Source organism: Mycolicibacterium sp. XJ662 (genome assembly GCF_053484035.1).
The window spans coordinates 473,990-487,461 of sequence record NZ_JBEFTL010000001.1; the positions used below are offsets into that span (position 1 = coordinate 473,990).

General features: G+C 66.6%; 12 protein-coding genes. 8 read left to right on the forward strand and 4 right to left on the reverse strand.

All coding sequences use genetic code 11. The features are described 5' to 3' along the window. Positions 1 to 6: 6 nt before the first annotated feature. From ABQE93_RS02230 to ABQE93_RS02250, 5 genes are all read left to right on the forward strand, one after another. Complete coding sequence (locus tag ABQE93_RS02230; RefSeq protein WP_448405634.1) at positions 7 to 1,254, forward strand: acyl-CoA dehydrogenase family protein; 1,248 nt, start codon at positions 7 to 9, stop codon at positions 1,252 to 1,254. Then, positions 1,251 to 2,063 (forward strand): enoyl-CoA hydratase/isomerase family protein, encoded by an 813-nt coding sequence (locus tag ABQE93_RS02235; RefSeq protein ID WP_448405635.1) that lies wholly within the window; start codon positions 1,251 to 1,253, stop codon positions 2,061 to 2,063. The genes ABQE93_RS02230 and ABQE93_RS02235 overlap by 4 nt, the downstream gene beginning before the upstream one ends. Then, positions 2,060 to 2,860, forward strand: coding sequence for an enoyl-CoA hydratase/isomerase family protein (locus tag ABQE93_RS02240; protein ID WP_448405636.1), 801 nt, complete (start codon positions 2,060 to 2,062; stop codon positions 2,858 to 2,860). Before ABQE93_RS02235 ends, ABQE93_RS02240 begins: the two co-directional genes overlap by 4 nt. Then, a complete protein-coding gene (locus tag ABQE93_RS02245; protein ID WP_448405637.1) occupies positions 2,857 to 4,290 on the forward strand; it encodes a class I adenylate-forming enzyme family protein in 1,434 nt (477 codons plus the stop codon). The genes ABQE93_RS02240 and ABQE93_RS02245 overlap by 4 nt, the downstream gene beginning before the upstream one ends. Positions 4,291 to 4,394: 104 nt before the next feature. Further along, positions 4,395 to 5,528 (forward strand): amidohydrolase family protein, encoded by a 1,134-nt coding sequence (locus tag ABQE93_RS02250; protein ID WP_448406491.1) that lies wholly within the window; start codon positions 4,395 to 4,397, stop codon positions 5,526 to 5,528. Positions 5,529 to 5,567: 39 nt separating this feature from the next. Here the strand turns inward: ABQE93_RS02250 and ABQE93_RS02255 are convergent, their stop codons facing one another. The 4 genes from ABQE93_RS02255 to ABQE93_RS02270 are packed head-to-tail and all read right to left on the reverse strand — an operon-like array spanning position 5,568 to position 10,494. Beyond that, the gene (locus ABQE93_RS02255; RefSeq protein WP_448405638.1) at positions 5,568 to 7,133 is read right to left on the reverse strand and encodes a class I adenylate-forming enzyme family protein; all 1,566 of its coding nucleotides are present in this window, start codon (positions 7,131 to 7,133) and stop codon (positions 5,568 to 5,570) included. Continuing rightward, positions 7,133 to 8,329 (reverse strand): acyl-CoA dehydrogenase family protein, encoded by a 1,197-nt coding sequence (locus ABQE93_RS02260; protein WP_448405639.1) that lies wholly within the window; start codon positions 8,327 to 8,329, stop codon positions 7,133 to 7,135. The genes ABQE93_RS02255 and ABQE93_RS02260 overlap by 1 nt, the downstream gene beginning before the upstream one ends. Beyond that, positions 8,326 to 9,294, reverse strand: coding sequence for an acyl-CoA dehydrogenase family protein (locus ABQE93_RS02265; RefSeq protein WP_448405640.1), 969 nt, complete (start codon positions 9,292 to 9,294; stop codon positions 8,326 to 8,328). Before ABQE93_RS02265 ends, ABQE93_RS02260 begins: the two co-directional genes overlap by 4 nt. 6 nt (positions 9,295 to 9,300) lie before the next feature. Then, positions 9,301 to 10,494 (reverse strand): amidohydrolase family protein, encoded by a 1,194-nt coding sequence (locus tag ABQE93_RS02270; RefSeq protein ID WP_448405641.1) that lies wholly within the window; start codon positions 10,492 to 10,494, stop codon positions 9,301 to 9,303. Positions 10,495 to 10,689: 195 nt separating this feature from the next. On the opposite strand from ABQE93_RS02270, the gene ABQE93_RS02275 reads away from it, so the two are divergent. Genes ABQE93_RS02275 through ABQE93_RS02285 form a run of 3 tightly spaced genes read left to right on the forward strand, consistent with a single transcriptional unit; the run spans position 10,690 to position 13,411 of the window. Then, positions 10,690 to 11,808 carry an acyl-CoA dehydrogenase family protein gene (locus tag ABQE93_RS02275; protein WP_448405642.1) on the forward strand — a complete coding sequence of 373 codons (1,119 nt, stop codon included), beginning with the start codon at positions 10,690 to 10,692 and terminating at the stop codon, positions 11,806 to 11,808. Between the two features lie 14 nt (positions 11,809 to 11,822). Further along, on the forward strand, positions 11,823 to 12,764 hold the full coding sequence (locus tag ABQE93_RS02280) for a TIGR03619 family F420-dependent LLM class oxidoreductase (RefSeq protein ID WP_448405643.1): 942 nt from the start codon (positions 11,823 to 11,825) through the stop codon (positions 12,762 to 12,764). Positions 12,765 to 12,775: 11 nt separating this feature from the next. Continuing rightward, on the forward strand, positions 12,776 to 13,411 hold the full coding sequence (locus ABQE93_RS02285; RefSeq protein WP_448405644.1) for a cysteine hydrolase family protein: 636 nt from the start codon (positions 12,776 to 12,778) through the stop codon (positions 13,409 to 13,411). The last annotated feature ends 61 nt before the right edge of the window (positions 13,412 to 13,472 follow it).

Genomic DNA, 13,472 nt, shown 5'->3' on the forward strand with positions numbered 1-13,472 from the left:
TTCACGATGAGCCCGTTGCCGATCACCCTGGAAACCTCCGCCGCCGACGCGGTCCGCGTGGTGCGGGAGTGGGTCGAGACCGAGGTGCCGGCTACGTGGCGAACGGCCGCGGCCGACGGGCCCGCCGCGCTGCGGTGCGTTCGCGCACCGCAGGATTACCGCGGCTGGTATCCGACGTTCGCCCGCTCGGGACTGGTGGCGCCGACCTGGCTTCCCGAACACGGCGGGCTCGGCATCGGCAATGACGTCGCCCGCGCCATTGAAGAGGTGTTGCGGCCGCTCCGATTGACCCGGCTCAACCCGCTGGGGCTCAACAATGCCGCCGCGGCGCTGTTCAGCCACGGCACCGAAGAGCAGCGGCGGCGCTTCCTACCGCCCATCGTGCGAAACGAAGAGAAGTGGTGCCAGCTGTTCAGCGAGCCGGGAGCCGGGTCCGACCTTGCGTCGCTGGCCACCCGCGCGGTGCGCGACGGCAGCGACTGGGTGATCTCCGGGCAGAAGGTGTGGACCACCTGGGCTGATGAAGCCGACTTCGCGATCCTGCTCGCTCGTACCGATCCTGATCAGCCGAAACACCAAGGCATCACCTACTTTCTGCTCGATATGCACCAACCCGGAGTCGAGGTGCGCCCGCTGCGCCAGATCACCGGCGAGGCCGAGTTCAACGAGGTCTTCCTCGACGGAGCCCGGGTGCCCGATTTCCACCGAGTCGGCGATGTCAACGACGGCTGGCGGGTCAGCGCGTCGACCCTGTCGAGCGAGCGACAGATGGTGTCGGGTTCGGGATCCGGCGGGATGGGCCGCCTCGGCGGCTCGAGTGCCGAACGGTTGATCTCACTCGCCCAGGAAACCGGCCGCTGGAACGATCCGGTCGTGCGCGGCAAGGTGATGCGGTTGTGGGCGCAGGAGCAGATCCGCGGCTGGACCAACGCACGTGTGCGCGCGGCCCTTTCGGCCGGCCAATCCCCCGGCGCGGCATCCTCCATCGGCAAAGTCCACCAGGCCACGCTCAACCAGCAGATCCAGGACCTCATGGTGGACTTGCTGGGTACCGCCGCGGTGGCATGGCCGGCATCCGAGGATCCGGATGCGCTGCCCCGTGAGGTGCACGGCATGATGCGCAGCCTCGCCAACGCCACCGAGGGCGGCACCACCGACATCAACAAGAATATTCTCGGCGAACGCGTGCTCGGGCTGCCCAGGGAACCGGACCCGTGGAAGGGCAAGCCCTGGAAGGAGATTCCGCGCTCTTGACCTTTTATGAGCGATTGATCGTCGACACATCGGACGGCGTCGGGTGGCTCATCTTCAATCGGCCCGATGCCGGCAACGCATTCGATGCGCTGATGCTCGACGAACTCGAGGCCGCGTGGGCGCAGCTGAACGCCGACCCCGACGTGCATGTCATCGTCAACACCGCCAACGGCAAGGCGTTCTGCACCGGGATGGATGTGGTGCAGGTCGCCAGGGACAAGCAGGCCATGCGGAGGCACTCCCGGCGCACCCGCGACGCCGAACTCAAGATCTCGTCGTGGCACTGTGATGTGTGGAAACCGGTTATCGCCGCGGTCAACGGGGTGTGCGCGGGCGGCGGCCTGCATCTGGTCGCCGACGCCGACATCGTTCTCGCCGCCGAGGAGGCGACGTTCGTCGATCCGCATGTGTCGGTCGGTCAAGCCGTCGCGTACGAGGCGATCACGCTACTGCGTAAGTCGCCGATGGAAGCGATCAACCGAATGACGCTGAGCGGCAAAGGTGAACGGATTTCCGCGCAACGTGCCTTCGAGCTGGGCATTGTGTCGCAGGTCGTTCCGGCCGATCAGCTACAGACGGCGGCCGGGCGGCTCGCCGCCGCCATCGCGACCAACTCACCCACCGCGATGCGCGCCACCAAGAAGGCGTTGTGGCACAGCCTGGAGGTCGGCCTGTCCGAAGCCAGATCCGCGGCGACCGCGGAGATCTGGCGTCTGCGCAATCACCCCGACCATGCCGAAGGGATACGCGCGTGGCGCGAGAACCGCCCCGCACGCTGGCAACCGCTTGACCCGGTGGAGGTTTCGTGACCTATCAGCGGCTGATCGTCGAGCGCCGCGGCCCGGTCGGCTGGATCATCAACAACCGGCCCGATCGCCTCAACGCGTACGACGCGGTGATGCGCCAAGAGTTTCCCGAGGCCTGGGCGGAACTCGACGCCGACCCCGATGTGCGCGTGATCGTGCACACCGGAAACGGCAGAGCCTTCCAGGTGGGAGCCGACGTCGACGATCTCGACGGTGACGGCATACAGCAATTCCAAGAGGCCATGAGCACGCTGGACCTGAAGTTGACGGCCTGGCATTGCAACGTCGGAAAACCCGTCATCACCGCCGTCAACGGGGTGTGCGCGGGCGGCGGCCTGCACTGGGTCGCCGACGCCGACATCGTCATCGCGGCATCCGACGCCACCTTCGTCGACCCCCACGTATCCATCGGCCAGGTCAGCGCGTTGGAGACCATCGCGCTGATGCGCAAGATGCCCGCCGAGGCGGTGCTACGGATGGCGCTCGTCGGCAGCCATGAGCGTCTCGATGCCCAGCGGGCCTACCAGCTGGGCATGATCAGCCAGATCGTCGATCCCCCCGAAGATCTGCGCGACACCGCGCAGGAACTGGCAGAGAAGATCGCCGCGAACTCGCCCGCGGCCATGCGCGCGACTAAACGTGCGCTGTGGGGTGCGCTCGAGCACGGTCTGACCGATGCGTGCCGCGAGGGGGCCAAGCACCTGACGTCGATGTGGGGCCACCCCGACCAGAACGAGGGCCCGCAAGCGTTCGCCGACAAACGGACCCCCAATTGGCTGCCGCTGGAGCCGGACTCGTGAGCCTGGCCGACCTGCTCGATGATCTCCCCGAGACCGCGGTGCACACGGTGTCGTCCGACGTGTCCCGTGATGACCTCGTCGCGAGTGCGTTTGAGTTGAGCGCGACCCTCGCCGAGGCCGGCCTGACAACCGGTCAGGTGGTTGCGGCGATGCTGCCCAACGACGCCACCACGGTCGCGGCCTTGTTCGGCACATGGCGTGCAGGCGGGGTGTACACGCCGCTGAACCCGAGGGCCGCCGACGCCGAGGTCGCGACCCAGCTTGAAACACTCAAACCGGCCGTGGTGATCACCACACCAGAACTGGCGCAACGATTCTCCTCGTACGCATTGCCCGTTGTGACCGGATCGCGGTTGGCTTGGTCGGTAACGCAGATCTCGGGAACGCCCACCGACGCAAAGCGCTACGATCCCGACGTCGCGCTGCTGCAGTTCACGTCCGGAACCACCGGCGCGCCGAAGCCGGTGCCGCTGCGCCACGCCACCGTGCTCGATTTGATCGACCGGCTGCTGGCCAAGCTTCGCGGCGCCAAAAGTGCGAGCCGGCCCCCGATGCCCAATCTGGTGCCGCTGTCGTTGTCGCTGTGGGCCGGGATTTACCAGGTGCTGTTCGCATTTCGGGCCGGGTCCGGTGTGGTGTTGATGGACCGGTTCTCGCCGTCAGATTTCGCGGCGCTGGTCAAGCGCCACCAGTTGCGGTCCACGGTGTTACCGCCGGCGGCGTTGACCATGGTGTTGCATGAGGAGTCGGTCACGGACCTGTCGCCGCTGAAGATCGTGCGGTCCATCACCGCTCCGCTATCCCCCGTTCACGCCTCCCGGTTCCGCGATAAGTTCGGTGTGGTCGTGCTGAACTCCTACGGCCAAACCGAACTCGGAGGTGAGGTGGTCGGCTGGTCGGCCGCCGATGCGCGCGAGTGGGGTGAGAGCAAGCTCGGCTCTGTCGGGCGTCCGCTTCCCGGTATCGACGTCATGATCGCCGACGACGAGGTGATGGTGCGCACCCCGACGACGGCGGCACGCAAGATCGATCCCGCGTTCCTGGACCGGCTGACCGACAACGGTTGGTTTCACACCGGCGACCTGGGCTGGTTTGACGACGACGGCTTCCTATGGCTCGACGGGCGGGTGTCGGACATGATCAATCGCGGCGGGCTGAAGGTGTTCCCCGGCACCGTCGAGGATGTGCTGCTGGCAACCGGCGGTGTGCGAGAGGCGGCGGTGGTCGGCGTTCCCGATGAGCGCCTCGGCGAGGTCCCATGGGCGTTCGTCGTCTGCGCTGGCGGCCTGACCGAAGAGGACTTGATCGCCTGGTGCCGCAAGCGCCTGACGCCCTACCGGGTTCCGGTGCGCGTGGTGTTCGTCGAGCAGTTGCCCCGCAATGACGTCGGCAAGGTCGTCAAACGCGAGCTCGTCGCACTGGTGCGCTAGCCGCCGGAACCGCCGTTTGCTATCTTGAGAACGATTGTTCTCGCACGTTGGAGGTCTTGGTGGATAACGCAAAAGCATTCGAGGTCTGGGATGCCGACAACCACATGTACGAGACCATCGACGCGTATACCCGTTATCTGCCGGAGAAGTACTCCGAGGCGCTGAAGTTCGTTGATATCAACGGTCGTAAGAAGCTGCAGATCCTCGGCGTCGTCACCGAAACCATTCCGAACCCGACATATGAGGTGATCCCGACGCCGGGCGCGTGGTCTGACTACTTTCGCGGCATCAACCCCGAAGGCAAGTCGCTGCGTGAACTCGCTGAGCCGATCCGCTGCCCCGACGAGTTCCGCCGCCCCGACCTACGACTGGCGCTGATGGACCGCCAGGGCATCGACGGCGCGGTGATGTTCCCGACGACCGCGGGCATGCTCGAGGAGAGGACGAAATCGGACACCGAACTCACCCACGCCGTCACGCACGCGTTCAATCGGTGGCTGCTCGAGGACTGGACGTTCAACTATCAGAACCGGATCTTCCCCGTCCCCGCGATCTCACTGAACGATCCCGCACTGGGTGTCCGAGAGCTGGAGTGGTGCCTGGAAAACGGTGCGCGCACGGTGCTGATCCGGCCGGCCGCCGTCCCGCGTGAAGACGGCACGTCACGCTCCCCGGCGCTGCCGGAGTTCGACGCCTTCTGGCGCCTGGTGGAGTCGTCGGGGATCTCGGTGCAGATGCACAATTCGGACTCCGGCTACGAGCGCTACGTCGACGACTGGGAGGAAGCCGCGGAGTTCAACGGGTTCGCGTTGAGCAAGTTGCGCGGCTTCATCTACGAGGAAAGCAGAAACATCTTCGACACCCTTGCGGCGTTCATCGCCCACGGCGTGTTCGAACGCTTCCCGGGGGTGCGCATCGGGGTCATCGAGAACGGCGGCTCGTGGGCGTATCGCCTGCTCGACGTGTTCGACCGCGTCTACCGCAAGCGGCCCAAGGATTTCGACGAGCACCCGAGCGACGTCTTCCGTCGACACGTCTGGATCAATCCGTTCCACGAGGAGGACATGTCGCAGCTCGTCGAGCTCCTCGGCGCCGACCGGGTGATGTTCGGGTCGGACTACCCCCATCCCGAGGGGCTGGCCGAACCGGCATCGTTCGTCAAGGAACTCGAGAGCCTGCCCGCAGACACCACCGCACAGGTGATGGGCGGCAACCTCAAGCAGCTGATCGGGGTGTGACCCCCGCCGAGATCGACGTTTTGGCGCGATCTACTCGCACTATCCCGCCCCTTTGTCCCTTTGGGCGGAAGAATGGAAGCGGGCGCGCAGGTCGGCTTTCAGCACCTTGCCGGTGAGGTTGCGCGGCAGCGCGTCAACGAGTTCGAGGCGCTCCGGAAATTTGTGACGGCTTAACCCCTGTCCCTGGCAGTGGTCGGCCAGGGCCGAAAGCGTGACCTCGGCGCCGGGCTCCGGTACGACGACAGCGCAGACCCGTTCCCCGGTGACGGGATCCGGCACGCCGATCACCGCGACGTCGGCGACCGCCGGGTGCGTGGCCAACACGCCCTCGATCTCCAACGCCGAGATGTTCTCCGCATTGCGGATGATCGCGTCCTTGATCCGCCCGGTCACGACGACGTTGCCGTCGGCATCGATACGGCCACGGTCCCCGCTGCGGAACCAGCCGTCCTCGTCGAACGCGTCGGCGTTCAACGCTTCGTCGACGTAGCCGAGGAAGCACTGCGGCCCCTTGAGCCGCAACTCACCTTCCTCACCAACCCCCACGACCCGTTCGTTGTCGTCGACCACGCGGATGGAGACCCCCGGCACGGGACGTCCGACGGTGTGGTCGAGAACCTCCGGTTTGCCGTCCGGCGGCGGCGAGGTCACGACCGGAAACTCGGTCAGACCCCAGGAGTTCGCGATACCCGCAACCGAAAGTGTCTCGCGGACTTGCCGTCCCAGCTCAGGGGTGATCGGTGCCCCGCCGCCCACGCAGCCCCGCAGATCCGGAAAGAGCGGCGCGCCGCCGTGCTCGCGCTGCGCGGCCATGTAGGCGACGAAGAAGGGGGTCGCCGACCCGAGCATCGTCGGACGGTGCGCGGCAACCGCCTTCGGCGTGGAAACCGGATCGAATGCGTCGAACAGCACCAGGCGCATACCGGTCAACAGGCTGGCCGCCAGCATCGCGGCGCCGCCGATGTGCGACACCGGAAACGCGATCGGGTTGATGTCGCTGCTCGAGGCGCCGAACATGCCCACCACCCCCGCCGATCCGGCGATCACCGAGCGGTCGCAGTGCCGGATACCTTTCGGCGCCGCGGTCGTGCCCGATGAGTAGTACACCCACCGCGCATCATCATCGGTGCTCGGCGGCGCCGGCAGAATCGCCGGATCACCCGACGGCAGCCGAAGTTCCCCGATGGCGGGTGCGCTGTGGTCGGCCACCACGATCGTCATCGGCCGTTCCCGGGACAGTTCCTCGGCAAGCATGACATGGTCGAACCCGCGCCACTTCCCCGGAACAACGAAGAACTCGGTATCGAGTTGCGCAGTGACAAAACCGATTTCGCTCTCACGCCAGATCGGCAACACAGGGTTCTGGACCGCGCCGAGACGGGTCAACGACATCATCACGACCATCGTCTCCAGAGTGGTCGGCAACTGCCACGTCACCACCGAGCCCCTGGTGACCCCACGTTCGGCCAGCGCGGCGGCGGTGCGCTCCGCGGCGTCGCGCAACTGGGCGTTCGTCAAGCCGCGACCGTAGTCGTCGACGAGCACGACGCGGTCGGGATGCCTCTGCGCCGCCGCTTCGACCAAACCCCAGTAGGTTTGCGTCATCAGCGCGTCGGTAGCCGGAGACGTCGCTTGGCAAGGATGTTGCGCATCATCTCAGAGCTGCCCCCAGACACGGTGTATGCACGCGACCACAGCCAGCATTCTTTCAGACGCTGTTTGGCCAGCGCCACATCCGGATCCGAGACGGTGCAGACCGTCGCCGACAGCTGCGCACCGTAGGCCGAAACCCGGTGGTATGTCTCGGCGAAACTGAGCTTGGCGATGGATCCGTCACCCGTCTGTTCGGCACCGGCCACCATGCGTTCGACATGGTCGTCGATGAAGGCCTTGGCCACCTCGACCTCGACGGCCAGCTCGGCGACCTGCTGGCGGATGTCCTCGTGCTGCAGGGCGGGCATGTCGTCGATGCGGCCGTGGCGTGCCACCATGACCAGGTCGTCGATCAGCAGCTCCAGCAGGATCACGTTGCCGCCGATGCCGAAGCGTTCGAAATCCAGGCCGGCCATGATGATCGACCAGCCCTGTCCTGGCTCGCCGATCAGGCTGTCGGAAGTGAGCGTCACACCGTCGAAGAAGACCTCGTTGACCTCGATCGCGTCGTTGATCGTGCGGATCGGACGGATCTCGATACCCGGGGCGGTCAACGGCACGGTGAACGCCGACAGCCCGTGGTGACGCGACGACGACGGGTCGGTGCGGACCAGCGCCAATCCCATGTCGGCCCAGTGCCCGTCGGTGATCCAGGTTTTCTGTCCATCGATCACCCATGATCCGTCGGGTTGCCGGGTGCCCCTGCAGCGCACGGCGGCGATGTCGCTGCCCGCGTCGGGCTCGCTGAGCAGCTGGCACCACACGTGCTCGCTGCTCCGGATCCGCGGCAGCAGTGTGGCTTTCTGCTCGCCGGAACCAAAATGCAACAGCACGTGCGCCGCCAGGTTGACTTGGTCGACGGGCCGCGGAGCGCGAGCCCGGAGGAGCTCCTCGGAGACGATCCGGTCGTGCAGCGGGTGGTGGTCAGCGCGGCCGGCGTACTCGACCGGCCAATCCGCACCGACCAAACCAGCGTCGAACAACGACGCGAACCAGGTGCGCAGCCGGGCTTCCTGCTCGTCGCTTTCCGGCGCCCGATGGCCCTCGCGGGCCTCGAACGGCGGTGCATGCTCGGCGATGTGCGCTTTGACGCGGTCCCGGAACTCGGCGAGCTCGGCCTCGGTGGGCCGGGTGCTCGAGGCGCTCACCAGCCTGCCCCCGCCGCGAGGAGCGTGCGACTGGAGCGCGCCGTGCCCAACAGATATCCGTTGGTGAACACCCGGCGCAGCTCATGGTGCAGCGGGTACTCCCAGGTGAACCCGATGCCGCCCGAGAGCTGCATGCACTCGTCGACGGCGCCGGCGGCGTTGGCTGCCACGAATGCGTGCGCCACCGCCGACAACTGCATCGCCGTCGCCGCTTCGGCGGCCAGCGCACCAGCGGCCTTGGTGAGACTCGCGCGAGCCTTGGTCTCGAACACCAACAATTCCACCAGACGGTGTTGCACCGCTTGGAAACTCGCGATCGGCGCACCGAACGCCACGCGGTCCCTGAGGTAGGTGACGAGCCGATCGAAGGTCGCCGACAGCGCGCCCAGCGAGTCCGCGCTGAGCAGGACTCGGGCCAGCGCGAGCAGCAGCTGCGCTCGGTCGGGTCCACCGATCTGCACGCGGTCGGCGCCGGCGAGCTCCACCCGCCACACCGGACGGTTGACGTCGAGCAACTCGTCGTCGAGTTCTCGCGATAGGGCAGCGGCCTCCTCGAACAGCTGAATTCCGTTGCGGTCGAACGTGGTAATGATGTCGACATCGTCAGCACACGCCACGCGGGTGACATCGCCGAACAGGGCACACGCCGCCGCACCGGTTCCGTCGAGCAGCGCAGGCAGCCATCGGTCACGCACATCGACCGGCGCCGAACTCAATGCCGCCGCGGCCGTGACGCAGCCGAGCCAGTGTGTCGCGTTTCCCGACCGCCCGAGTTCCTCGGCGATCACCGTCGTCTCGACCGGACGCCACCCGCTGCCGCCGAGGTCCTCATCGACCAGCAGACCGGTCCAGTCCATCGCGGCGAGATCCTTGAGCGAACCCCGCGTGTCGCAACCGGTCAGGAAGTCTCGCGCCGCACGACGAACCAGTTCGATGTCGACGGCGTCGTCGCCCCCGCTACCCACCGCGGGTCAGCTCCGCAACAGAAGCTGTTCGGCGTTGCCGCGCATGATGCGCCGCTTGGCCGCATCGTCGAGCGGGTCGAGCAGCTTGACGAAGTCGGCGGGTTCGGCCAGCCCCTCGGCATGCGGATAGTCCGAGCCCATCACCAGCACGTCGTCGTGGCCGAGGCTGTTGACGATGCCGGGGACGTCGTCCTCCGGGTACGGCACCACGCGCACGTGCCTGCGAAAGATCGCCGACGGGCGCTCCGTCAGCTTGCCCCCGATCCACGGGCCGTTGCGGCCCATGCCGCGGCTCTTGTCCATGTGCTTGACGAAATACGGCACCCACTCGGCGCCGTGTTCGGCGACCAGCGCGTTGAGCTTGGGGAAGCGCCCGAACAGGTTGTCGAAGATCAACGCCGACAAAGTGTCCTCGATCGGCCGCTGACCGTAGATGTTCATCCACTGCCACGCCGACATGTGCCACGACGCAGGGTCGGGGTTGTGGCCCCAGGCCGGTGAGATCGCGGTGAAGTACCAGAACGGCATGATGTGGTACACCAGCACACAGCCGGCCTCTTCGAGCCGCGCGTAGACCGGGTCGAAGTAGGGGTCGCCCGGCGATCGTCCGTAGGCGGGGCCGGTCGGCAGCATCACGAACTTCGCGCCCTCCGCGATGAGCGCCTCCGTCTCGGCCACCGCGGAATCGAGGTCGCGCAGCGACAGCAGCGCGGTCGCATAGATCCGGTCCTCGAAGTTGAAGCCCCATTCCTCGTTGATCCAGCGGTTGAACGATCGCAGGTTGGCGTACAGCGCGGCGGTGTCGTCGACGTAATGTTCGGCGGCCAGCGCCAACCCGCTCGGGTAGATCACCATTCGCTCGACGTTCTGCTTGGCCATCACCGCGAGTCGGGCGGTGCGTTCGATGTATTCGGGTTGCATCGGCTGCGGTTCGTAGGACTCCTCGGGGTTGCCCGAACCCATCTGGCGCAGCATCTCCTTGAGCGAACCCGGGCGGTACGCCACGTCCAGGCCGAGGCCGCCTTCGCTGTTGAACGTTGCCACCCGACTGCCCGCGAGGATCACCTCGACTCCGTCGGCCCCCCGCACGGTCGTGATGGCGCGGTCCTTGAACTCCTCGGGCAGATATCGGGTGAAAGCGTCGCGGGTCTCGTAGCAGTGCGTATCGCAGTCAATGATGCCGTAGTCGAGGGTGGTCACGGCGCCGCTCCTTCATTGCGAGAATGATTATTCTCTCTTTCAGGAAAAGATACTATCCTCGATCGGTAATGCCTATCCCGGGATGTCTCGAATGGGGCGATCGCTTTCGGATGTTGCCCGAAGGTAGCCCCACCACCGCGCCGCTGCGGAAGGAAAACATGGCTGCACCAACGGTATTTGCTGCGGGCGGTCAGCGTGTCCGACGCTGACGGGGTGGATCTCGGCGACCTTCGCGAGGCGGTCCGCGGTTTTCTTGCCGCCCGGTCATCGAGCGGTGCCGTGCGGGCCGTGATGGATTCCCCGGCGGGCTACGACGACCGGGTCTGGCGCGAACTCACCGCCGACCTCGGTTTGACCGCGATCACGGTGCCCGAGGAGTTCGGCGGGGCCGGGGCGGGCCTGCCGGAACTGGCGGTCGTCTGCGAGGAAATGGGCGCGGCGCTGCTGTGCGCGCCGTACTTCGCCACGGTCGCGTTGGCGATCCCGACGCTGCTCGGCAGCGGTGACGCGGACGCCATACGCGAGTACCTACCCGCCCTTCTCGACGGGTCGAAGACGGCCACCGTGGTCTTCAACGGCGCCCTCGACGCCTGGGATCCAGACACCGTGACGTTGGCGGCGCGAAGCGACGGCACCGACTACCGGATCTACGGTGACACCGACCGGGTGCTCGACGGGTACACCGCCAATGTCATTCTGGCGGTGGCGAATACGGATGCGGGTACGTCGCTGTTCGCGGTCGACGCCGTGGCCGACGGCCTGAGCCGCGAACCGCTGGCGACCCTGGACCGCACGCGCAAGGTCGCCCGACTGAGGTTTGACGGCGTTCGCGGCCGACTGATCGGCGCCGACGGCGACGCAACGGCCGGCCTGGAGCGGGCGTATCGCCTCGCCGTCATCGCGCTCGCCGCCGAACAGGTCGGCGCGGCGCAGCGGTGCCAAGACATGGCCGTGAGTTACGCCAAGGAACGGATCCAGTTCGGCCGGGCGATCGGCAGCTTTCAAGCCGTGAAACACCGCTGCGCGGACATGCTCGTGCTTGTCGAAGGCGCCCGATCCGCCATGCAGCACGCCGCCGAACTGCCCGATGGCCATGAACAGGCCGTGGCGGCTTCGGTGGCCAAGTTGGCGTGTTCGGAGGCATTTCTGCAGGTGGCGCTGGACAACATGCGCATCCACGGCGGCATCGGGTTCACCTGGGAGCACGACGCTCACCTCTACGTGCGCCGTGCGAAAACCTCTCAGCTGATCTTCGGCAGCCCCGACTACCACGCCCAGCGCCTGGCGGACCTCTTCACAACATCAAGTGCCTGACTGGAAGGACTCCCGTGACCGTTTCGTACTCGCTTGAACTGCCCACCCAGCGGGTGGACGCCGCATCGGAATTCGTCACCGCCGAGGCGATAGCCGACATCGCCCGCGCCGCCGAAACCAGCGGATTCGCCGCCGTCCACGTCACCGACCACCCGGCGCCCGACGCCAAGTGGCTCGACCACGGCGGACACCACGCCCTCGACCCGTTTGTCGCGCTCTCTTTTGCCGCCGCGGTCACCGTCGACGTGAAACTGTTGACCAACGTCTACATCGCCGCCTACCGCAACCCGTTTCTGGGCGCGAAGTCGATCCAGAGCCTCGCGGTGCTGTCCGGCGGCAGGCTCATCCTCGGCACCGCCGCCGGTTATCTGAAACCCGAATTCGGCGCGCTCGGCGTCGATTTCGACACCCGGGGCGCGTCACTCGATGAGGCGCTCGACGTGTTGGCCAAGGTGTTCACCGGAGAGGACGTCGCATACCAAGGATCGACCTTCAAGTCCCGCGGGGTCCGCCTGCGGCCGCTACCTGCGAGCCCGCCGCCGGTCTGGGTAGGGGGCAACAGCAAGCCCGCGGTGCGGCGTGCGGTGTCGCGGGCCCAGGGCTGGGCGCCGTTCAACACGTTCGGCTACGCCGCGGCGTCACGCACCGCGGAGATCTCCAGCATCGAGGAACTGGAGGCCGCGATCGCGTGGGCCAAGAAGTACGCGGCCGAGATCGGACGCACCGAACCGCTGGACATCTGCTTTTCGGCGGGCAACCTGCTCGACGACAGCACGTCGACCGACGAACGTCACGCCACGATCGCGCGGCTCGAATCTCTTGGGGTGACCTGGTTGACCATCGCGCCCCGGGGCGACAACCGCGCGGAGGTCATCGACCGGGCTGGCGCGTTTCGCCAACGAGTTCATCGCGTGACGAGCACTCCGATGCAAACACAACCTGCCGCAACACGATAACGTCTGTTCTCATGCCGAAACCACGCCTGCTCGACCTCCTCGATCCCGCCACCACCGCCTTGGTCACCCAGGAATGCCAGGGCGGGGTGATCGGCCCGCAAGCCGGCCTGCCGATGCTCGCAGAGGAAGCGCGCCGGGAGGCGATCCCCAACATCGCCACCCTGCTCGACGCGGCCCGCGCCGTCGGCGTCACTGTGGTGCACTGTCTCATCGAGAAGCGCCCCGACAATCGCGGATCCAACACCAACGCGAGGCTGTTCATGGCGGGTAAATCGTTCGCCGCCGACCTGACACCGGGAAGTCCCGGCGCGTCCGTGCTGCCCGAACTCCGCCAGGCACCCAGCGACATCGTGCTCACCCGCCTGCACGGCGTCGGACCCATGACCGGCACCGACCTCGACTCCGTGCTGCGCAATCTGAACATCAAAACGATTGTCGGCGTGGGGGTCTCGGTCAACATCGCGATCACGAACTTCGTGATGGACGCCGTCAACCGCAGCTACCAGTTCGTGCTGCCCCGCGACGCGGTGAGCGGGTACCCGCGCGAGTACGCCGAGTCGGTCATCGACACCACGTTGGCCCTGCTCGCAACGGTGACCACGACCGACGAGGTGGTCCAGGCGTGGAAAGAGCTCGCAGGCTCCTGAACCGATATGGATGTTGGCCACCCCGGGTGATAACGTCGTTCTCATTAACCGTAAACGGTCA